Source organism: Bacillus sp. J33, from assembly GCF_000518885.1.
In the GTDB taxonomy this organism is placed as follows: Bacteria; Bacillota; Bacilli; order Bacillales; family Cytobacillaceae; genus Cytobacillus.
The window spans coordinates 1-20,244 of the sequence record NZ_JAEL01000059.1; the positions used below are offsets into that span (position 1 = coordinate 1).

General features: G+C 42.7%; 21 protein-coding genes. 16 read left to right on the top strand and 5 right to left on the bottom strand.

The window, feature by feature from the left end; all coding sequences use genetic code 11:
• The first annotated feature begins 412 nt into the window (after positions 1-412).
• Both L634_RS31315 and L634_RS34685 read left to right on the top strand, forming a co-directional pair.
• Positions 413-1,996: an amidase family protein gene (locus tag L634_RS31315; RefSeq protein ID WP_084028925.1), complete on the top strand. Its 1,584-nt coding sequence runs from the start codon at positions 413-415 to the stop codon at positions 1,994-1,996.
• Positions 1,978-2,112: a hypothetical protein gene (locus L634_RS34685; RefSeq protein ID WP_258549819.1), complete on the top strand. Its 135-nt coding sequence runs from the start codon at positions 1,978-1,980 to the stop codon at positions 2,110-2,112. The genes L634_RS31315 and L634_RS34685 overlap by 19 nt, the downstream gene beginning before the upstream one ends.
• A gap of 101 nt (positions 2,113-2,213) precedes the next feature.
• Here L634_RS34685 and L634_RS0116625 read toward each other — a convergent pair whose 3' ends face one another.
• Positions 2,214-3,743: an FAD-dependent oxidoreductase gene (locus L634_RS0116625; RefSeq protein WP_026583413.1), complete on the bottom strand. Its 1,530-nt coding sequence runs from the start codon at positions 3,741-3,743 to the stop codon at positions 2,214-2,216.
• A gap of 433 nt (positions 3,744-4,176) precedes the next feature.
• Between L634_RS0116625 and L634_RS0116630 the strand changes: the two genes are divergently transcribed.
• The 7 genes from L634_RS0116630 to mutM all read left to right on the top strand — a co-directional run bounded on the left by L634_RS0116630 (position 4,177) and on the right by mutM (position 12,022).
• Positions 4,177-5,241: a fatty acid desaturase family protein gene (locus tag L634_RS0116630; RefSeq protein WP_026583414.1), complete on the top strand. Its 1,065-nt coding sequence runs from the start codon at positions 4,177-4,179 to the stop codon at positions 5,239-5,241.
• A 105-nt stretch (positions 5,242-5,346) separates the two neighbouring features.
• A complete protein-coding gene (locus L634_RS0116635) occupies positions 5,347-5,577 on the top strand; it encodes a hypothetical protein (RefSeq protein ID WP_026583415.1) in 231 nt (76 codons plus the stop codon).
• 202 nt (positions 5,578-5,779) lie between these two features.
• The gene (locus L634_RS0116640) at positions 5,780-6,901 is read left to right on the top strand and encodes a GerAB/ArcD/ProY family transporter (protein WP_026583416.1); all 1,122 of its coding nucleotides are present in this window, start codon (positions 5,780-5,782) and stop codon (positions 6,899-6,901) included.
• Positions 6,898-8,487 carry a spore germination protein gene (locus L634_RS0116645; RefSeq protein ID WP_026583417.1) on the top strand — a complete coding sequence of 530 codons (1,590 nt, stop codon included), beginning with the start codon at positions 6,898-6,900 and terminating at the stop codon, positions 8,485-8,487. Before L634_RS0116640 ends, L634_RS0116645 begins: the two co-directional genes overlap by 4 nt.
• Entirely contained in the window at positions 8,484-9,677 is a 1,194-nt protein-coding gene (locus L634_RS0116650; RefSeq protein WP_026583418.1) for a Ger(x)C family spore germination protein, read from the top strand. Before L634_RS0116645 ends, L634_RS0116650 begins: the two co-directional genes overlap by 4 nt.
• A gap of 143 nt (positions 9,678-9,820) precedes the next feature.
• Positions 9,821-10,957 (top strand): trans-sulfuration enzyme family protein, encoded by a 1,137-nt coding sequence (locus L634_RS0116655; RefSeq protein ID WP_026583419.1) that lies wholly within the window; start codon positions 9,821-9,823, stop codon positions 10,955-10,957.
• A gap of 255 nt (positions 10,958-11,212) precedes the next feature.
• The gene (gene mutM / locus L634_RS0116660; RefSeq protein ID WP_026583420.1) at positions 11,213-12,022 is read left to right on the top strand and encodes a bifunctional DNA-formamidopyrimidine glycosylase/DNA-(apurinic or apyrimidinic site) lyase; all 810 of its coding nucleotides are present in this window, start codon (positions 11,213-11,215) and stop codon (positions 12,020-12,022) included.
• A gap of 66 nt (positions 12,023-12,088) precedes the next feature.
• Here the strand turns inward: mutM and L634_RS33900 are convergent, their stop codons facing one another.
• Positions 12,089-12,232 carry a hypothetical protein gene (locus L634_RS33900; RefSeq protein WP_198029783.1) on the bottom strand — a complete coding sequence of 48 codons (144 nt, stop codon included), beginning with the start codon at positions 12,230-12,232 and terminating at the stop codon, positions 12,089-12,091.
• 191 nt (positions 12,233-12,423) lie between these two features.
• On the opposite strand from L634_RS33900, the gene rraA reads away from it, so the two are divergent.
• Together rraA and L634_RS0116675 are read left to right on the top strand one after the other, a co-directional pair.
• Positions 12,424-12,903 carry a ribonuclease E activity regulator RraA gene (rraA, locus tag L634_RS0116670; RefSeq protein WP_026583421.1) on the top strand — a complete coding sequence of 160 codons (480 nt, stop codon included), beginning with the start codon at positions 12,424-12,426 and terminating at the stop codon, positions 12,901-12,903.
• Positions 12,904-13,025: 122 nt separating this feature from the next.
• Positions 13,026-13,283 (top strand): hypothetical protein, encoded by a 258-nt coding sequence (locus L634_RS0116675; RefSeq protein WP_026583422.1) that lies wholly within the window; start codon positions 13,026-13,028, stop codon positions 13,281-13,283.
• A 1-nt stretch (position 13,284) separates the two neighbouring features.
• Here L634_RS0116675 and L634_RS0116680 read toward each other — a convergent pair whose 3' ends face one another.
• The 3 genes from L634_RS0116680 to L634_RS0116695 all read right to left on the bottom strand — a co-directional run bounded on the left by L634_RS0116680 (position 13,285) and on the right by L634_RS0116695 (position 16,140).
• On the bottom strand, positions 13,285-14,217 hold the full coding sequence (locus tag L634_RS0116680; protein ID WP_026583423.1) for a VanW family protein: 933 nt from the start codon (positions 14,215-14,217) through the stop codon (positions 13,285-13,287).
• A 68-nt stretch (positions 14,218-14,285) separates the two neighbouring features.
• Positions 14,286-15,215: a glycerophosphodiester phosphodiesterase gene (locus L634_RS0116685; protein WP_026583424.1), complete on the bottom strand. Its 930-nt coding sequence runs from the start codon at positions 15,213-15,215 to the stop codon at positions 14,286-14,288.
• Between the two features lie 409 nt (positions 15,216-15,624).
• Positions 15,625-16,140, bottom strand: coding sequence for a hypothetical protein (locus tag L634_RS0116695; protein WP_026583426.1), 516 nt, complete (start codon positions 16,138-16,140; stop codon positions 15,625-15,627).
• Between the two features lie 246 nt (positions 16,141-16,386).
• Here L634_RS0116695 and L634_RS0116700 point away from each other — a divergent pair, with 246 nt between their 5' ends.
• From L634_RS0116700 to L634_RS0116720, 5 genes are all read left to right on the top strand, one after another.
• Positions 16,387-16,740, top strand: coding sequence for a lmo0954 family membrane protein (locus L634_RS0116700; RefSeq protein WP_026583427.1), 354 nt, complete (start codon positions 16,387-16,389; stop codon positions 16,738-16,740).
• A gap of 13 nt (positions 16,741-16,753) precedes the next feature.
• Entirely contained in the window at positions 16,754-17,383 is a 630-nt protein-coding gene (locus L634_RS0116705) for a PspA/IM30 family protein (protein ID WP_026583428.1), read from the top strand.
• A gap of 409 nt (positions 17,384-17,792) precedes the next feature.
• Complete coding sequence (liaF, locus tag L634_RS0116710) at positions 17,793-18,527, top strand: cell wall-active antibiotics response protein LiaF (RefSeq protein WP_026583429.1); 735 nt, start codon at positions 17,793-17,795, stop codon at positions 18,525-18,527.
• Positions 18,524-19,546, top strand: a complete 1,023-nt coding sequence (locus L634_RS0116715; protein ID WP_026583430.1) for a sensor histidine kinase — start codon at positions 18,524-18,526, stop codon at positions 19,544-19,546. The genes liaF and L634_RS0116715 overlap by 4 nt, the downstream gene beginning before the upstream one ends.
• Positions 19,547-19,591: 45 nt before the next feature.
• Positions 19,592-20,224, top strand: coding sequence for a response regulator transcription factor (locus L634_RS0116720; protein ID WP_026583431.1), 633 nt, complete (start codon positions 19,592-19,594; stop codon positions 20,222-20,224).
• Positions 20,225-20,244 lie beyond the last annotated feature (20 nt).

A 20,244-nucleotide genomic window follows, 5' to 3' on the forward strand; every position in this document is an offset into this window, starting at 1 on the left:
AAGAACGCGAACTCAAAAAATTCACCAAAGAACTCGGCCTCACCTTAGCGAAGAAGATTATGCGCGGAGGACAAATCGTTTAAAAGCTCAGTTGCCAGGTACCTATACCAGTCTGTCCAGCTGGTATAGGTACCTGGTACTTTTTTTATTAAGGCTGTGTTAAAGTTTATTGTTGATTTTAGCACCCTGTTGATTGGAGCGGAAGGTNCGAGACTCCTGCGGGAGAAGCGTGTCAGCGGGAGACCCCGCAGGTGCGAATGCACCGAGGAGCGTCGGACCGCCCGCGGAAAGCGAGTGCCTCGTGCTGAAATCAACAGGTAAATTTAACAGATCCTTTATTAAAGGATAACTTTTCTTTCATCGCGAATTATTAGTAAGGCTTTACTTTACTAAAGATTGAGGGGTACAGAAGATGGAGAATCCAAGGCTGAAAATGTTTCATGATGAAGGATTGCTTGAAGCTACCGTAGATGAACTGCAGGATAGGATGGAAAGCGGGGAGATTACATCCAAAGAACTCGTTCTGTTGTATATGGAAAGGATCGGGCAGATAGACAAGCAGGGCCTTTCGATCAATTCTATTCTAGAAGTAAATCCGGATGCTTTGCATATAGCGGCTGCACTTGATGCGGAGAGAAAGAAGCAAGGTCCGAGGAGTGCTCTTCATGGCATTCCTGTTTTACTAAAGGATAATATCGATACGGGAGATAAAATGCATACAAGTGCTGGTTCGCTTGCATTGAAGGACCATTGTGCACAAAGAGATTCCTTTGTGGCATCCCAATTAAGGAATGCAGGAGCGGTTATTCTGGGAAAAACGAATATGACGGAATGGGCCAATTTTATGACAGAGGGCATGCCAAGCGGATATAGCTCAAGAGGCGGCCAGACTCTGAATCCTTATGGCCCGGGCAAGTTTGATGCCGGGGGTTCAAGTGCAGGATCTGGTGCAGCAGTGGCAGTCAATTTTGCCGTGGCAGCAATCGGAACGGAGACATCAGGTTCGATACTAAGCCCGGCAAGCCAAAACTCCCTTGTGGGCATTAAGCCGACTGTCGGGCTAGTTAGCCGGACTGGCATTATCCCGATTGCCCATAGCCAGGACACAGCCGGACCAATGGCAAGAACGGTTAAAGATGCTGCTATTTTATTGAGCGTGCTATCATTAGCTGATGAGAATGACCCGATAACATTAACCAATTTGGATTTGCAGAACAGAGATTTCACAGAATATCTCGATCAGGATGGCCTGAAAGGAGCCCGTATCGGCATTGCGAGGGAGACTTACTTTGAATACTTAAGCAAAGAAAAGCTCTCCGTTATGAACGAGGCGGTTGTCCAATTGAAAAAACTGGGAGCAGAGGCTGTAGAGGAAGTAGTGATTCCTTCCGCAAAAGCGGAGTGGAGATATGATGTGCTGACATATGAATTTAAGGCAGATCTGAATGCTTACCTGCGTACTGTCGCACCGCATTTAAATATCCGCTCACTGGCCGATGTCATTGATTTTAATGAAAAAAACAGTGAAAAAGCCTTAAAATATGGCCAAACCATTTTGCAGAAATCGGAAGCAACCAGTGGAAATCTTACAGAAAAAGCTTATATCTCCGCATTGGAGAAGGACATTTATTTCTCTGCTGAGCAGGGCATCGACTATGTCATGAAAGAGCATAATTTGGATGCAATTGTGTTCCCAAATAATTTTGGAGCAGGCATTCCAGCAAAGGCAGGATATCCATCCATTACGGTTCCTGCCGGATACACCCCTGAAGGTGAACCTGTGGGAATTACCTTTACAGGACTGGCTTATAGTGAGCCTTCCCTTATTAAATTTGCTTATGCTTATGAGCAGGCGACAAAGAAAAGAAAAGAAAAGCCCCTGAGCTTGGCAATTTCATGTAAGCATTTTAAAAGAATAACAGCCTGCCGTAATACTCATACTACTTTTGAAAAAGAAAAAAAGGAGCAGGTGAGAAAATGGGCAGAACAAAATTAGGAAACGGCAATGCACAGCGGAATAACAATAAACACAGACCGCAAAGGACAAGTGAAGAACTAGTCGAATTTACAACTGGAAGCAAGGAAAAGAAAGAAAACAACGTACAGGACTAATAAAAAAATCCTCTTTCAGCAGAGCTGAAGGAGGATCTTTTTATTCTGAAAGGCACCGATACCAGTTTGCTTAACTGGTATCGGTGCCTGGTATTCTTAATTTAATCGGAATCCACTTTTTTGAGCGGTTTTTCAGCAGGGCCTTCGATGACTGATCCGTCATAGGAAAAGCGGGAGCCATGGCATGGGCAATCCCAGGTACGGTCTCCGTGGTTCCACTCGCATTCACAGCCCATATGAGTACAGGTCGTATCCACTAGATGCAATTGGCCGTCAGGATCTTTATAGGCTCCTGTACGCTGGCCTTTAATCATCACGACTCCGCCTTCGTCATTCTCCAAATCAGTTGTTTCCTTAGGCACAAATTCAAGCTTTCCCTTAATCAGCTGTCCGGCTACATCCGTGTTTGTTGCGATGAATTTCTTAATGCTTGGATCTGCCTGGAATCTTGATGGACTAAACAGTTCGGCATATGGATTTTCTTTTTCCATAATCAAATCTTTAATCAGCAGGGCTGCTGCGGTACTGTTGGTCATTCCCCATTTACGGAAGCCTGTTGCGATAAAAATATTCTTTTGCTTGGCAGTAATAGGACCAATATAAGGCACTTTATCCAATGTGTATAAATCCTGGGTGGACCAGCGGTAAGGATAATCGGTAATGCCAAGCACCTCTTCCGCAAAGCTTTCCAGAGCCAGGTAATGTTTCAATGTATCCGGTCCGTGCCCTGTTTTATGGCTGTCTCCGCTGACAAGAATCAATTTATCCCCGTTATAAGGAGTATACCTTAATGAACGGGTAGGCGAATCAGCGCTGTAATACATACCTCCAGGAAAGTCTGTATTTGTTCTTACCCCAAGGACATAGGAACGTTCCGGATATAATCTGGCAAAATAAAAGCCCTTCAAGTCTGCAAAAGGGAAGTGGGAAGCAGAAATGGCATATTTGCATTTAAGGCGGTTTCCTTCACGTGTAACAACATCAGGCAAATTGCCTTCCTCTACATTTACAGCGGTCGTATTCTCGTAAACCGTTCCCCCCATGCCAATAAACTCTTTAAGCAGCACTTTCAAATATTTAAGCGGATGGAATTGTGCCTGATTATGCATAGCGAGCACTGCTTTTGTACTGATATTAAAAGGGATGCTGTCCTTCATCCCGCCGTTAATTCCAAGCTTTTCGTATGCCTGCCACTCTTTTTCTATTTTTTTTGCATATTGGTCAGAAACAGCATAAATGATGCCCTCTTCAGTGCTTAAATCACAGTCAATTTGTTTTTCCGAAACAGTATTTCGAATAAATTCAATCGCGTCTGTTGAAGCTTGATAGTACAATTTGGTTTTCTCTTCGCCAAAGTGGCTGATAAACTCATCATATATTAATCCGTGCTGGGCTGTAACCTTTGCGGTCGTATGACCGGTTGTGCCATTTAAAATATTGCCGGCTTCCAGGATGGTTACTTTGAATCCTTCTTTGGCAAGGAGATAGCCAGCTGTTATACCGGTTATGCCGCCTCCTACAATTGCAATTTCCGTTTGTGCATCTTCTCTGAGTCTGTCAAAAGCCGGAAGTTCTTCTTCTCGCCAATAAGGCTCCGGATATTGGGGCATTTGGTAGTTTGATGTCGTCATACCTATCCTCCTGTAACGTAACGTCATATTCATTCATAATTTTTCCTGTAAACTCTATTTGTATACAAATTCCAGTCTCTATCTAAACCATACCCAATCAACTTAAAATTAATCAGGTTCAAGTTAAAAGTGAAGATTACATGCCCTTATGAAAATTGCGAGACGACGAAAAAATCAGGAGGACGCCTCAATCCCCCGCTCGAACGCTGCAAAAAAGTGGTGCTGTCACAAATCCAAGCAAATAAGCCGCAAATCCAACTAACCACGAAGCAAAAATCAGGAAAACGATGCAATCTCCCGCCCGGCCGACGCAATAACTCATCTCGTGTACACCAAAAACTCCAATCAAAAAAGTAAACTCCAACAAGATTAAAAAGCCCCGATACAGGGAACTATTTAAGCGAATTAACAACTTAGAAAGGAGTTTCAGTTTATGAAAGAGCTTCACAGTTTTGGCTGGTATGCGGCGAGGATTGCACCGTTAATGCCAAAAAAGGCGTTCAAACCTGTACCGGCCCGCCTATGGGGAGGGCTTGCTTATTTGCTGATTGTGATTGGAGGGTTTCTGGCGATTTCATTATTTGATTTGCATCCGCTATTCAGTCTGCTGATTGCCATTATTCTTGGATCGAGTTTTGCTGCCATGGGTTTTCTTGGTCATGAAATTCTTCATGGCACGGTAGTCAGGAAAGCATGGCTTCGTGATTTGCTTGGAGCGATTGCGTTCTGGCCGTTAAGTACAGGGCCCGCCTTATGGAGGAAGTGGCACAACCTGACGCATCATGTACATACACAAGATGAAGAGAGAGATCCGGATGCCTGGCCGACATTCGAAAAAGTCCTGCAGAAACCATTTCTCAGATGGGTCTATAGGCTGCCTTTTTCTTTCCGGGCATTCTTCAGTTTCCTGTCTTTAACCATCCAATTTACGATGCATGGCTTAAAAATGTTTACGCTTTATATAAAGGAATTTAAACCGGCAAAGCGGCCGGCGGTATGGACTCAGCTAATTTTGCCGTGGGCAACATGGATTACGCTGCTTTTCGTTATCGGTCCGGTAAAGTGGTTTTATGCGTTTCTGCTGCCGCTTCTTATTGCCAACTTTATTGTCATGAGCTATATTGCCACCAACCATCGTTTAAATCCTTTGACACCTGTCAATGATCCGCTTGCAAACAGTTTGACGGTAACCGTTCCGAAATGGGTGGATGTTCTGCATTTTAATTTTTCCTACCACACGGAGCATCATCTTTTTCCGGGCATGAGCCCTAAATATTACCCCCTTGTAAAAAAGCATATTAAATCCATGTGGCCGGAACGCTACCATGAAATGCCATTAACAAGGGCGCTGGCTGCCTTGTGGAAGACACCAAGGGTATATTTTAAACAATTTGACCTGATCGACCCACATGCCGGCAAAGCGTTTGGATCATTGGGAAATGGGCTGGATGCAGCAGATATAAAACACCGGATCATTCACACTGACAGCAAGCGATGATATGAACCCTTCTCCTGACGGGAGAGGGGTTTTTATTGTAATTTTGGATAAAATGTGCAGTGCGTGAAATGATAAACAGTATCGAATGTTAATGGGGTATTTGTGATGGTTACATTTAGCTTTATGACAATTTTTGCGCTAATGGCGGCTTTAGCGGCATTATTTGATATGAAAATTTTAAATTATACCTTTTGGGAAGCCTTGTGGAATTTGCTGTTTACGGAGATTGCCACGGGAAGAATGATTCTTGTTGCCACACTTTTAGCTGGATTGGTGTCCAGCCTTATAACTGATTTTCGTATTTTAAAAGCCAGGAAAAAATCAGGTTCCTCTTAAAATAGAGTGAGTTTTGATTTTAATGGGGATGTCATGGGAAAAAATGTTAGGATACTTGGCAAATATCCAGCACTTATTATTCCATAACCGTTTGATTGTGTTAAAAACTTTTTAAATCGATCTCGTGCCTTCTGCTCTAATCAACAGGTGCTGATACCAATATTGAGAAGTAACACAGCCTTAAAAAAGGAATGGTGATTAAATGTTAAAGGAGAATATCTCTCTCAGCCAGCTGCTGACTTTATTGATCAATTTCCTTTTAGGCAGTGCCATTGTGGTTGGGGTTGGCGGGGATGCAAAAAAGGACGCATGGATTGCCATTTCCATTGCCGTTGTGATCGGGCTTGGGGTGATGCTTTACTATTACTATATTATCAGCCGGATGCCAGGAAAAAATCTGTTTGAAATTATGGAGTTCTGCTTTAGCAGGCCTATCGCTATTATGATTACAGCTTTATATATTATCTATTTTCTTTACCTTGCCTGCCGGGTAGTCCGCGACTTTGGCGAACTGATTGCTTCAGCCATCCTGCCTTCAACTCCTATTGAGATTATTTCCCTTACGATATGCCTACTGATGGCTTATATCTTATATTTGGGAATTGAGGTGCTGGGGAGGACGTCTGAAATTTTCACCCCGTATTTATTTGGCTTTCTTTTTCTTCTTACCATCCTATTGTTTGCCAGCGGGAATGTTAATTTATACGAACTCCAGCCAGTATTGGCAGACGGCTTTCAGCCCGTTATAAAGGCTCTGTTTCCAACTTTGATTGTCTTTCCGTTTGGGGAATTAATTGCATTTACATTAATTCTTCCGGCTGTGACTAATTTTAAATATTGTATGCGAGTTTCTTTAATGGGAGTGGGGATTGCTGGTGCGCTCCTATTGTTTGCCATGTTTTTGATGATTGTCACATTAGGGGTGGATGCTTTGCTTCGCTCTAATTTTCCGATGCTGAGTTCTGCTCGGGAGGTCTCAATTGGAAATTTTATTGAGCGAATTGATGCCTTGGTTGTTTTTATTATGATGCTCGGCATTTTGATTAAAGGTTCTGTTTTTATGTTTGCAGGATTAAAAGGCCTGGAATATACCTTTCAGCTTCCATACCGGTATTTTTCCCTGCCGGTTGCCATGATCGTATCCGCTTTTTCTATTCTGATTTCGGTGAATTTCGGCGACCATTGGCAGGAGGGGTTAGAGCTGGTGCCATATTACCTGCACCTGCCGATGCAATTTGGCTTGCCATCATTTCTGCTGCTCATTTTAGTCTGGAAGCTGAGAAAGAAGAAGCCTAAATCCAGCGCAAAGGAGATGAAGTTTTGAGTATTCTTAAATCCCTATTAAAAATAAGAAAGAAGAAAGAGCTTCCTGTCCAAACGGAAGAACCGCCGAACGCTGGGGAAGACCTTACATCTCTAAGCCTGGAGGAACTGCAGGAAAAAGTTAAAAATGAGTTTGGAAGTACAATCGATTTAAGCATGGATGAGCTGAAAACCGAAGGCAAGGATGCTCTGATTATTTATCTTACAAGCATGGTTGATACCAATCTTCTAAAAGAAGCCATTTGGCAATCATTAAACGGAAAGCATGATGGCATTAAGCTGACAACTGAGGATGACCTGAAATCCTTATGGAAGGAGAAATTTGGAGGAGCGGGCTACCAGCTTATTGAAACGTTTGATGATATCATTACAGCCATGCTTTATGGAAATATCATTATCGTTTTTAAAGGTCTGGGCAAGGCGATCTCCCTTTCCGTGCCAAGCAGTGAAGATCGTTCAATCACAGAACCCAGCACCCAGACGGTTATTAGGGGGCCAAAGGATGGATTTGTTGAATCGATTTCAACAAACGTAAGCCTCATAAGAAGAAGAGTTAAAAATAGGAATCTTCGCTTTGAAAAATTTACAATCGGAAGCGAAACCCACACCTCTGTATATATCAGCTATATGGAAGGCATTTCAAATGTAAAGATCGTCCAGGAGGTCCGCAAAAGGCTGAACAGCCTTAGGGTACATGCCATATTCGAATCTGGCAATATAGAAGAGCTGATCGCGGATAAAACAGCTACACCTTTCCCGCTGGCGCTTAATACAGAAAGGCCTGATGCCGTGGCAGCCAATCTGCTGGATGGGAAGATTGCCATTTTGGTTGATGGGACCCCGTTTGTATTACTGGTTCCAGCTGTCCTTGTTGATTTCTTTTCAGTTGCAGAGGATTATTATCAAAATTTTATGATGGGCAGTTTTTTAAGGGTGATCAGGTATTTATCTTTTATGATTGCGCTGATCACGCCTTCTTTATATGTAGGCATTTTAACCTTTCATCATGAACTTCTGCCAACTCCGCTTCTGCTGGGGATTATTGCCCAGCGTGAAGGGGTGCCTTTTCCGGCAGTGATCGAGGTGCTGATCATGGAAGTGACATTTGAAATTCTGCGTGAAGCTGGAGTAAGGATGCCAAGGGCTGTCGGGCAGACTGTCTCTATAGTTGGAGCGCTTGTAATTGGGCAGGCAGCGGCAGAGGCGGGAATCATATCGAATATCATGGTTATCATCGTTGCCATCACAGCGATAGCCAATTTTGTTTCGCCTACCTACAGTTTTGCTGCGGCAGCAAGGCTTTTGCGCTTTATGCTGATTATTGTTTCAGCCATACTTGGCCTCTATGGCGTGCTGATTGTCCTTGTTTTTATCGTTGCCCATTTAAGCTCGCTGCGATCGTTTGGGGTTCCTTATCTATCGCCGGTTGCTCCATTTATTATTGAGGAGCAGAAAGATGTTTTCTTCCGCTTTCCTTTCTGGAGCATGAACAAAAGGCCTTCCTATTTAAAAACCCAAAGTCCTGAGAAAAAACCAAAAACAGGGTCTCCGTCTCCTCCGCCAATAAAAGGGGAGGGGGCAAATTGAAAAAGGCCGTGGGCATAGCCATTTTTGTTTTGGCCATTTTTTTGCTTGCAGGATGCTGGGACCAGAGAGAGCTGGGAGAAATAACTGTTGTGACAGGAATGGCTGTAGATAAAGGAGAAAACGATAAATATATTCTGACAGTGGAGGGCATTAATGCGACTGAATTAAATAAACAGACGGCCAGCGGATTTGCTCCTTCCATTGTTTATGAGGCAGAGGGCAATTCGCTCGCAGAGCTAACCTATAAAGTAAATGAAGGAATTTCAAGGCATTTAATCTATTCACATATGAGAACCTTAATCATTGGAGAGGAACTGGCCAAGGAAGGAATCATTAACTTTATTGATTTTCTGGAAAGAAACAGAGAAATTCGGGATGACTTCAATATTTTAGTTTCAAGAGGGGTCAGGGGAGCTGATATCTTAAGGGTAACCTATCAATTTCAAAAATCATCATCATTAAAGCTCCATACTCAGCTTGATACTATGATGAAGGATTGGGGCGGCGACCCAGGGGTGAGGATGAATGATGTCATCAGATCCTGGACTTCCTCAGGAAGGCAGCCTGTGATGGCGGCAGTTACCATCCTTGGAGATCCGGAGAAGGGACTCAGCTCCGAAAATATGAAAAAAGTAACTCCGGATGCCCTAGTTATCCTTGATTCCCTTGCTTTCTTTAAAAAGGATAGGTTAGCTGGCTATCTTTCTTTGGAGGATTCAAGAAACTATCTATGGATTCAAGATAAAATAATCAAAACATCTTTGACAGTAGAATGTGGAGAAAATAATATTTTGGGATTAAGGATTTATGATACAAAAACACGGATAACAGGGGAGATGCAAGGCGGCCAGCCAAAAATAGATATAAATATACGTGCAGAAGCCTATTTGGATGGCACCCAGGGCAATAGTCAATTTGATAAGCCAGAAACATATGCGGAGTCCAATCACTGCGCAGAAAAACATTTGCAGGAAATCATTTCTGGAACAATAATGAAAGTACAGGAAGAATACGGAACAGATATTTTTGGATTTGGTGAGGTGGTGCAAAGGCAAGACTATAAAGATTATAAAAAAATTGAGGATAGATGGGATGAAAAATTTGCAGAAGCCGATGTGAAAGTAAACACAATCGTGAAGATAAGAAGGACAGGAATCAGGACAAAAAGCTTTTTGAATGAAGTGAAGTAGGTGCCCTTTCCCTCGTTGACGCGAAAAAGCGGTCTTGATATAATTTTTCTATCAAAATTAATTTACAATTCAGCATATTTATTGAGGACGAAAAGGTCTGGGCATTGTCCAGCCCTTATTTCTTTTTAAAAGGGGCCATTCAAATGAACTTCGAAACTGCTGTTCTGCATAAGAGAAACAAGAACGAAAGGACCATTAAAAGCAAAGTGCCGCCTATTTACCAAACCTCTGCTTTTGCTTTTAATGATCTTGATGAATTAGAGGGTTTTTATCAGGGAAATGGCAATTATTTATATTCCCGGGTAGGGAACCCGAATACTGACGAGCTTGGCGAGTTAATTGCCGGGCTGGAAGGGGCGCCGGCTGGGGCTGCTGCATCATCAGGTTTGTCAGCCATCCTTGCGGGTGTCCTTGCCGTGGTAAAAAGCGGTGACCATATTGTGGCTGCGGATGACCTATATGGCGGAAGCTTCCATTTGATTAAAGAAGAGCTGACGCAGCTGGGAATTGAAGTAACATTCGTTTCTTTTTCAGATATGGCAAAAGTTGAGGAAGCAATCCGCAAGAATACAAAGCTTCTTTACTCCGAATCCATCACAAATCCGTTATTGAGAGTGGAAAATCTGGAAGGCGTTGCCCGCCTTGCAAAAAAACACAACCTCATATCGCTAATTGATAATACATTTGCAACCCCATACCATTGCCAGCCTTATCTTAAGGGCATACATTTAGTGGTTCACAGCGCAACCAAATATATTGGGGGTCACAGTGATATTACAGCTGGTGTTCTGGCTGGAGATGAAGAACTAATTGGCAAAGCACGCGGGAAAATCGTAAACCTTGGAGCAAACCTCAGTCCCTTTGAGGCTTGGCTGACCTGCAGGGGAGCGAAAACCCTTGCCCTCAGGATGAAGCAGCAATCCTCAAACGCCAAACAAGTAGCAGAGGCTTTGAAGGAAAATAAGAATATTAAAAACGTCTATTATCCTTTTTTGAAGGGTGAACAAGGGTTTGGAGCAATTGTAACGGTTGAGCTGGCGGATCATATCGATGTGAATGAATTTTTTAAAGGTCTGGGATGGATTAAAATTGTTCCGACTCTGGCAGGTGTTGAAACATCTGTATCCCACCCGCTGACGACATCTCACCGGGCGCTGCCTCCGGAAACCTGCAGGGAGCTTGGCATCACGAAGCAAGTTGTGCGCATCTCAATCGGCATAGAGCATTCAGAAGATATTATTGCCCAGATTAATCAGGCAATTGGCCGAGGCATAGCCTAAACGAAAAGATTCCCGGCGTCACCGTGGATCTTTTATGTCCGGGATATGGATTGGTTGATGAACAGGCGGGGGCGGCCATCTTCTTTCTTTTTCAGCTGCTATTCTCCAGTTCTCATCTTGGATTTTCTTTGGGACAGGCAGCCATTATTACATATACATGAACATATGTAAAAAAATTCAAGACCTAAAACAGGATGAAGAGATTCGTTCCATTCAATACTAAGATATCAGTATTATTTGGAAGGAGCTGACCCTATGCCTGAGCTTCCTGAGATGGAAACCTATCGAAGACTGTTAACAGAACAACTGTCTGGACGTACGATTACAAACATTGAGATTAACCGGGAAAAATCTATTAATGTTAATCCAGCCCAGTTTAAGAGACAGCTGATTAATGCTGGAATAACCGAAATTCAGCGGAGGGCCAAGCATCTCATCTTTAAGCTGAGTTCCGGAAAAAATCTTCTGCTTCACCTTATGCTAGGCGGCTGGATGTATATTGGAAGTGATCAGGACAACCCTGATCGGACAAAACAGGTTATTATTTCTTTTGGGGACAAAAAACTCTATTTTATTGGGCTAAGGCTGGGATATCTTTACCTTTTAACGGACGCTGAACTGGAAAAAGAGCTGGCTGATTTGGGCCCTGAGCCCATGGATCAAACCTTTAGCTATCCTGTATTTCGGGAACTCATTGGCAGCAGGAGGGGCATGCTGAAAACAACTTTTGTCAATCAGCAATTCCTATCGGGAATCGGCAATTGCTATAGCGATGAAATTTGCTTTGAGGCAGGCTTGCTCCCAATGAAAAGAGCGGATGAACTGGATGAGGATGAAACGAAAATACTTTATCAATCCTTGAAGGGTGTCTTAACAAGGGCCATTCAATTTGGTGGCTATATGGAGGAACCTCTGTTTAAAGGGGATACCAAAACAGGCGGATATAATGAACAGTGCAGGGTTTATGACCGGGAGGGCCAACCATGCCTGCGATGCAGGTCTCCGATCATAAAAGAAGAGATTTCCTCACGTAAAACTTTTTATTGCAAAAATTGTCAAAACTAACCCTTTTGCGTTTACATAAAGGGAATCAAATACGACGAGGCTGCCATAAAAAGCAGCCTCTTTTTCTTACTCGGCGGAATCCTCCTGAATCGGGTCAATAGACGTGGAATCTTTTGAATCCAGCGCGCCTTTTAAAAAATGGACAAGCATGAATCCAGTCAGCCCCAATGAAATCATAAAACCTGCTGTAATCGTCCACATCAAAGCCATTTTTAAACCTCCCCTTTTTATCAGCAAGCGTTTTCTTAATTAAGGTATATGCCTGAAATCGATAATCTTTCCCTTTCCATTGAGAAAAAGGGAGGGAACAGCTGAGTGAATCACGAAATAAAGAAAGAGAATGACAGTTAAATGTGTCAGTTACTGGCGCTCATCATGCAATAAAAAGGAGGAGAGGCTACGTGGATTTTAAAACAGCAGACTTATGCGATGAATACAGCAAAGAACTTTTGGTATGCCAGCAGGAATTTAAATCATATGGAAAAAAAGGCAAGTTTTCCGGCCCTATATCAACTGTAAGAGTTTTTGAAGATAATGTGCTGGTGAAAGAGGCGCTGGAGTCCATTCCAGAAGGAAATGTATTGGTTGTTGACGGAGGCGGTTCCAAAAGGTGTGCCTTGATGGGAGACCGGCTCGGTGAAATTGCCCAGTCAAGAAATCTTGCGGGGGTCATTATTTATGGATGCGTAAGGGATGCAGTTGACCTCGGCAGTTTGGAGACTGGTATTTTAGCGCTTGGAAGCAATCCTTTAAAAAGCAAAAAAGAAGGAAAAGGGGACCGGGATATTCCAGTTACCTTCGGAGGAATCGATTGGAAGCCAGGCGACTATGTGTATGCAGATGAAGATGGAGTAGTTGTTGCTGGCAAAAATCTGCTTTAAAAAACAGCAATTTATGAGAAAAGACCAAGGAAGCAGCACCCGTCAAATCGTTGGCGGGTGCTGCTTCCTTTTTAGCACTATCCTCAAAACAGGAGAATAACTTATAAATGGGGGTGCTATTCATGTTTATCATCGCTTTGCTCATTTGGGCAGCTGGCATTTATTTATTGTTCCGCAACAGGGAAGAGGAAGAAGAGTTATTATTGTTAAAGCTGATTGGCTATTATTTACTGGGATCATTTAATTTTAATGTAAATGGACTTGTTCTTCCTTTAGGCTTTGTCATTAGCCTCTTTTTAAAGCCGCAGCAAAATAAAAGTGTAAAACGCGGGTCAGCTATTTTCGGGCTGGCCATGATGATTCTCGGTCTATTTTTTTGATTCAGTCCGTGTTTGCTTCGTGTTCAATACTGATTTCTTCTGGAAGCATTTTGGAAGATTTCGGCACCAGGCGGGGTTCATATTTAATTTCATCAGAAGAAAACACTCTGATTACCATCTGGCCATTTATGGCTTTTGCCCGGATAAGCAGCGGGTAGCTGTACCGATTTTTAAAAGTAAAGTCAGGGCCGTACCAGCTGACAGTTGCGTCCCGTCCTGGCGGTACATATGGAACCCTTTTACTGTGGGAGTAACGCTTAAGCACTTTGACTCCGGCCCGGTCAACTGCGTTAAAAAGCGTGGAGGATACCTGGCAAATGCCGCCTCCGATATCCTCCGAGAGTTCTCCCCTAACAATAACCGGCGCGCGCAAATAGCCTTTTTCAACCGTACGCTTGCCAACTACCCGGTTAAAAGAAAATGTCTCACCTGGAAACACAACATGATTATTAATGGCTTCAGCCGCCAATTTAATATTATGGGAACGAGTTTTATTGTTCGGATTGAAATACGTAGCATACTGGCCAATTTGCTTTACACGAATATGGGCAAGAAGATCACGATCCACCCGCGGGTAAACAGCAAGCATTGGAACCTCTGCTCTTGCAGGTCCTTTTTCGTAAAAATATGTAAAGAAAAGATCTGTAAAAGCTTTGCGGTGAAGTTTTCTGCCCGGCTTCTCAGAGATTATTCTTCCGGCATCATCAATATAGGCATTCACCGGAGGTATGTAAGTCTGATCATCTAATTTAGAAAGGAACTGATTATACTTTTCAAAATCAATTAGGGGCATACCTGGAAAAGGGAGTTGATATTCAGCCCGTTCCATGCTTGCTATGCTTTCCCCCTCACTTTCTATCGTTAAGTTCTCTGGAAGACTGGCCGTATGAAACTGTATGAAAAGAAGTAATCCGAACATCCATGAAATATTCATAACACTGGCACACCTCCGACCTTAGTATGGACAGGATGAAGAGGTTTCATGTGCCCAAAAGGAATGAATCAGCGAGGATATCCCATTTCTTCAAGAAGGTCGAGCATTAAATCGGGCCGGTTGGTAATGATGCCATCTGCCCCTTTTTCGATCAGCATTTTCATGGTCTCTTTATCATCAATTGTCCAGTAATGAATATCAATTCCTCTGCGATGAGCGCCTTCAATATATTTTTTTGCTGTCAGATCCATATGGCCCTCGCTTATTGGAATCTGAAAAGCATCAACGCTTGGATGATAAAAGCTGCGCAAAAATAATGTATGCAGGATAACAAAGTTCTTAATTTCCTGCCGTCCGCCTGCTAAAGCTGTTTTCCCTTGTGAAATTTCGGCAAAAGTGTCCACGATTTCCTGGTCAAAAGCAACCACTAATACCTGGTCACTCAAGCCATGCTTTTCAATAAGATACCAAAGCTTGACCGATGCTTCCTTGATCCGGCTTGCGGGGATATCATCTTTAATTTCAATGACCATCTTCATATCCGGAAAAGCAGCAAAAATCTCGTCTACTGCAGGGATTGAAATCCCTTTACCTCTATAGCTTTTTTTTCCATTCAAGTCTTTGAAGTCATAGCCCGCATCCAAAGCCTTTATTTCCTTTAGAGTCAGATCTTCTACACCCCCGCTGCCGTTGGTTGTCCGATCAACAGTTGGGTCATGGATAGCCACTAAATGCCCGTCTTTAGTAATGTGGACATCGAATTCAAGTGCATCCACACCCATATCGGCAGCCTCTTGGAATGCCGCCATGGTGTTCGACGGTGCTAACAGCTCCCCTCCCTGGTGTGCAATCACCATCGGCCGATCCGTTTCAAAGAAAGGTTTTGCCGCCTGCTTTTCTGCGGGTAAAAATTGAAAGATAAACAGAACGGCAGCAAGTGCCGCTATAATGATAACTGTTTTATAAATTTGTGTTTTGCGTATTAGCAGCTGAGGCATTTTTCCTTTTCCTCTCTATAAAAAAGTTCATATGTAAAAATTCGCCAATAGCGTCCGAAATCCTGCTCCATTTAATGGGGGCCCGAATTATTCTCTGGCATAAAAAATATATTGATATAACTCTTTGGTGAGGGGATTAGGAAATTGCAGTCCATAAAGGCCGAAATAAATCGTTGAAGAGCTGAAAAAGAGCCAGAAAAAAATAGATGCTTTTGTCTGCAGCCGTTTTAAACAGGGAATTTAACAAATGCGTATACGATTGTTCTGTTCCTTTCCCGAAAAAGATATATATGAAGAACTTATAAAAATAGAAATTCAAATAAAGGAAGCCCTGAGTGAATATGGCTTCCTTTTTCCATTTAATATCAGGTATTTCTTGTAAAATGGAGCTATGCTTGTGCATGGCTTTTCATCTGGTTTTTCCGTCATTCACATGCTGGCAGTCTGCTGATGAATCATCCTTATTCTTATTTTGCCAAAGCTTGTACATCGCTTTTCCATCACTAAGTGTGCCGTCTGACATATCCATCGGGAGCAAGGCGAAGAAGACATAGTAAAAGGAGAAATAGACGAATTGATACCAGAGCATAGAAGCTTCCAGAATATCGATCCGGATTAAAAAATTGACCAAAAAAATACTGGCTACATTAAAAATGGAACCGCCCAATAAAATAAGCGATTTGGTTACCTTATTGCTATGTTTTAAAGAAGTATATTCACACCCTCCATACCAAAAATAAAATTGTCTAACTTCTAAAAACCTTAGAGAAAATAGCAGATTGCCAGATCCGATCACTATGCGGATCCCTTTGCCCCCAAAAATGGCTGCGAAGAAAATATGACCCAATAAATGAACAAGCGTGACGACTGGGAAAACCACGAAAAAGGCCTGGATGAACTTCATAAAATCATCAAAGCCGAACATATGAGGACCTCCATTTCATTTGAAGTAAGAAAAACCTGCGGGTTCAGGCATCTTTTTTGTTTTCATATCCCCTTTGTACCCCGCATTTACGGGCTTTAACATACATTCTTTTTCCATATTTGCGAGCCTGGGCAGAAGAGTCCGATCAACTGCTACGTCTCAGGTCTTATATGAAAATAAAGCTGAGGCTCGTTATAGCAAAATCGAAATACAGGTAAGATGAAATCAAGAAAGGAGGAAATGAAAATGAAAAAACTTGGATTACTGATAGCAGGTGGAATTGCAGCAATGGTGCTGATATCAAATCTTGGCCCAATGGTGGGGCTGGCAGTAAGTGCGGCGATTCTTTACTTCGTGTTTAAACAATTTTTAAAAGCAGACAGCACTTTGGCAAAAGTCGGATACGGGATCATCGGATTCATCGCGCTGATGGCTTCCGCATCAAATTTTCCGGCCATTCTCGGCCTTGCGGCAGCATACGTCCTTTACCTTGTCTATAAAAAATGGAATGAATCAAGCTCCAGTATTATGGAAGACGAAGACGACAATGACCCTTTTGCCAATTTTGAAAAGCAATGGGCTGAATTAAAGCAAAACTAAAGGAGAGATCAATATGGCAAACTTATTAACAAGAATCAAAGAAACTGTAATGGCAGATTTACATGAGGTATTGGATAAAAAGGAGAAAAAGAATCCGATTGCTCTATTAAATCAATATCTACGTGAATGTGAGCGTGAAACAGAAAAGGTCCGCAAGCTTTTGGAGCGCCAATATACTTTAAAGGAAGAGTTCACTCGTGAATTCGAGCAGGCGAAGGAACTTGCCGGCAAGCGCAAACGGCAGGCAGAAATTGCTTCGCAAGCGGGAGAAGAAGAGCTTTATCAGTTTGCTTCTCAAGAGCACATGCAATACGAGGAGCGTGCCAATCGTTTAAATGATCTCCTTAACCAAGCTTCCCAGCAAATGGGTGACCTTGAAAGAAAATATGAGGAGATGAAGCATAAACTGAAGGATATGCACATCCGCCGCATGGAGCTGATGGGCCGCGAGAATATTACACGGGCTAACTGCCAAATGGATAAGGTGCTTGAGGACAACGGTGATAAATCTTTCTCAAGATTCAATGAAATTGAATCCTATCTTGACCGTTTGGAACATCAGGTAAAAAGCTCGCACCACCGCAGCACAATTGATGCCCGCATTGCACAGCTTGAAAAAGAGCTTGAAAAGAAGCCTGTATAATACATGGAATTGTACCGGATGTTTGGTGATTTTTGAAGCTTGTGAGATAACCTGAATGATTCTGGATAAAACAAAAAACATACATGAATTGATTTCCAACCAAGCTGGAAAAATGTTAAATCTTCTAAAATAAAATAAAAACCTGCCTGTATAGCAAAAAAGGACGTTAAGCTAATATCAAATGAGTATGATCTCTTTTTCTCGAAAAAGATAAAAACTCGTTCTATTTTATGAACAAAAAATGGTATTCTAAAAAGGCGTAGGGATGCTGCGCCTTTTCGGCCTTTATTTTTTAAGTTAGCAAATGGAAATTTACGATTTTATAAAATGATTGCCTCTGCAAGAACACTTCGGCAGAATGAACTTGCGCTTTTGCTATCATTCCAAACACACAGAAGGGGGATGCCGCATGAACTATAAAATTAATAGCGATTATTTGAGCTGGATCATTCTGGTGGGCATTGTCGTCCTCTTTGTGGAAATTGCCTTTTTTAATACTGGAGTGATATTCTCTCTTCTAGTGCCTATTGGAATGGTGTATATTGGAAGAAAGTGGATGCCTCGCACCTCCGGAAAATGGCTATTCTGGCTGGGGTTAATTTTTCTCTTCATCAATGTATTTAGCATGATGACGTTAAAATTCTTCCTGCTTGCCATTCTGATTCACTTGCTGATTCAGTTTGCACAATCCAAGAAGGACCCGAAACAGATTAAGCCGGAGTTCAAAGAGCCGAGTATAAATCTTCATAAAGAAACAGTTGTTAAAAAGGATCCTCTTTTTTCCAATATATTTATCGGTCAGCAGAAAACGCCGGAGCAAGTATATGAGTGGAATGATATTAATATACAGACAGGAATTGGCGATACGATCATTGACTTGAGCTATACTGTTATTCCCAAGGGAGAAACCGTTATTTTCATCCGTAACTTCATTGGAAATGTCCAGGTGCTGGTACCGTATGATGTCGAAGTAAGTGTGAACCACTCAGGGATTGTCGGAGCAGCCAAAATATTGGAATTCAAAGAATCAAAGCTTTTCAACCAATCCCTACAGCTGCAGACTCCAGGATATGAAAAGTCAGGGCAGCGAATCAAAATTCTCACCTCTTTGCTGGTAGGCGATATCGAGGTGAAGCGCGTATGAGTATCATCCAGCGGCAAATTGTCTGGGGAGCCGGCATGTCTCTGCTGATCCTTGGGATCCTGACAGCTTCCTTTTTTACCATGTTTCCAATGCCTGGCTGGGGGGATTTATGGGAGACTGAAATTCTTGATATTCCTTTTATCATATTCGTCCCAAGCGTTAGCCTGGCAATCGGATTAATTTTTGGAATGATGTCAGGTATATATTGGCGCCGTAAGCTTCTCGCTGTCGATTACATGCTTCATCAAGTGGAAGAAGGGCGCCAGTTGGGTGCGGATATACTTGATGCCGGGAAAGAATTGCAATCCATAGCCGGCAGGGCTGGCAAAATCCAAAAACATATAACAGAACAGGCAAAAATCTCGCAAAAGCTGGCCAATGAAAAAGCTGAAGATATTGAGAGCCGGATGCAGGAAATTGTCTCCCAGGAACGGAATCGGCTGGCACGTGAGCTTCATGATTCAGTCAGCCAGCAGCTTTTTGCTGCATCCATGATGATGTCGGCTATAACGGAAAGCCAGCAGGATCCTGAAGACAGGCAGGCGAAGCAGCTGAAGATGGTAGAGGAAATGATTCACCAGTCTCAGCTTGAAATGCGCGCTTTGCTGCTGCATCTGCGTCCGGCCGCATTGAAAGGCAAAACACTGCAAGAAGGAATTGAAGAACTGCTAGTGGAATTGCTTCAAAAAGTTGCGCTGGAGATCGAATGGAAGGTGGAAAATTTTCCTTTGGATAAAGGGGTGGAGGACCATTTGTTCCGCATTCTTCAGGAGGCAGTATCCAACACGCTCCGCCATGCGAAATCGCATAGTCTGGAAGTGCTGCTTATTCAAAGGGATGAGTATGCCATTCTCCGTGTAGCAGATGATGGAGTTGGCTTTGATGTTGAAGAAACAAAGGCAGGTTCCTATGGCCTGCAAAATATGTATGAACGTGCAGCTGAAGTTGGAGGAAGCATGAAAATTATCAGTGTGAAAAATAAAGGAACACGCCTGGAGGTAAAGGTTCCGATCATGTAAAAAAAGTCTGCGGAAAGGCAAGACTAAATGCAGAGGGTGAGGCCAATGATTAAAGTGTTATTTGTCGATGACCATGAAATGGTTCGGATTGGAGTGTCTTCTTATTTGACGGCACAGCCTGATATTGAGGTCGTTGGAGAAGCGGATAACGGGAAAACAGCTATTGATATGGCATTAGAATTGCGCCCGGATATTATTTTAATGGACCTGGTTATGAAGGAAATGGATGGGATTGAAGCAACAAGAAGGATCATTGAGCAGTGGCCGGAAGCGAAGATCATTATTGTGACAAGCTTTCTTGATGATGAAAAGGTATATCCTGCACTGGAAGCAGGAGCTACAAGCTATATGCTGAAAACCTCAAAAGCCAGTGAGATTGCTGAAGCAGTCCGGTCGACCTACCGTGGCCAATCCGTGCTGGAGCCTGAGGTAACTGGCAAAATGATGGTGAAAATGCGGCAGAAAAACCAGCAGCTGCCCCATGAAGAGCTTACCAGCCGTGAAATGGAAATCCTTCTTTTAATGACAGAAGGAAAAACGAACCAGGAAATCGCAGATGAGCTTTTCATTGCCTTAAAAACGGTCAAAACACATGTAAGCAACATCTTAAGCAAGCTGCAGGTACAGGACCGGACACAGGCGGTTATCTATGCCTTTAAGCATTCGCTGGCAAAATAGGTGTAAGGAGCTAATGGAAA

What these genes read in the sequence shown, in the direction of transcription:
- L634_RS31315 (WP_084028925.1), top strand. Translation starts at nt 413, where the DNA reads ATGGAGAATCCAAGGCTGAAAATGTTTCATGATGAAGGATTGCTTGAA.
- L634_RS34685 (WP_258549819.1), top strand. Translation starts at nt 1,978, where the DNA reads ATGGGCAGAACAAAATTAGGAAACGGCAATGCACAGCGGAATAACAAT.
- L634_RS0116625 (WP_026583413.1), bottom strand. Translation starts at nt 3,743, where the DNA reads ATGACGACATCAAACTACCAAATGCCCCAATATCCGGAGCCTTATTGG.
- L634_RS0116630 (WP_026583414.1), top strand. Translation starts at nt 4,177, where the DNA reads ATGAAAGAGCTTCACAGTTTTGGCTGGTATGCGGCGAGGATTGCACCG.
- L634_RS0116635 (WP_026583415.1), top strand. Translation starts at nt 5,347, where the DNA reads ATGGTTACATTTAGCTTTATGACAATTTTTGCGCTAATGGCGGCTTTA.
- L634_RS0116640 (WP_026583416.1), top strand. Translation starts at nt 5,780, where the DNA reads ATGTTAAAGGAGAATATCTCTCTCAGCCAGCTGCTGACTTTATTGATC.
- L634_RS0116655 (WP_026583419.1), top strand. Translation starts at nt 9,821, where the DNA reads ATGAACTTCGAAACTGCTGTTCTGCATAAGAGAAACAAGAACGAAAGG.
- mutM (WP_026583420.1), top strand. Translation starts at nt 11,213, where the DNA reads ATGCCTGAGCTTCCTGAGATGGAAACCTATCGAAGACTGTTAACAGAA.
- L634_RS33900 (WP_198029783.1), bottom strand. Translation starts at nt 12,232, where the DNA reads ATGGCTTTGATGTGGACGATTACAGCAGGTTTTATGATTTCATTGGGG.
- L634_RS0116675 (WP_026583422.1), top strand. Translation starts at nt 13,026, where the DNA reads ATGTTTATCATCGCTTTGCTCATTTGGGCAGCTGGCATTTATTTATTG.
- L634_RS0116680 (WP_026583423.1), bottom strand. Translation starts at nt 14,217, where the DNA reads ATGAATATTTCATGGATGTTCGGATTACTTCTTTTCATACAGTTTCAT.
- L634_RS0116685 (WP_026583424.1), bottom strand. Translation starts at nt 15,215, where the DNA reads ATGCCTCAGCTGCTAATACGCAAAACACAAATTTATAAAACAGTTATC.
- L634_RS0116695 (WP_026583426.1), bottom strand. Translation starts at nt 16,140, where the DNA reads ATGTTCGGCTTTGATGATTTTATGAAGTTCATCCAGGCCTTTTTCGTG.
- L634_RS0116700 (WP_026583427.1), top strand. Translation starts at nt 16,387, where the DNA reads ATGAAAAAACTTGGATTACTGATAGCAGGTGGAATTGCAGCAATGGTG.
- L634_RS0116705 (WP_026583428.1), top strand. Translation starts at nt 16,754, where the DNA reads ATGGCAAACTTATTAACAAGAATCAAAGAAACTGTAATGGCAGATTTA.
- liaF (WP_026583429.1), top strand. Translation starts at nt 17,793, where the DNA reads ATGAACTATAAAATTAATAGCGATTATTTGAGCTGGATCATTCTGGTG.
- L634_RS0116715 (WP_026583430.1), top strand. Translation starts at nt 18,524, where the DNA reads ATGAGTATCATCCAGCGGCAAATTGTCTGGGGAGCCGGCATGTCTCTG.
- L634_RS0116720 (WP_026583431.1), top strand. Translation starts at nt 19,592, where the DNA reads ATGATTAAAGTGTTATTTGTCGATGACCATGAAATGGTTCGGATTGGA.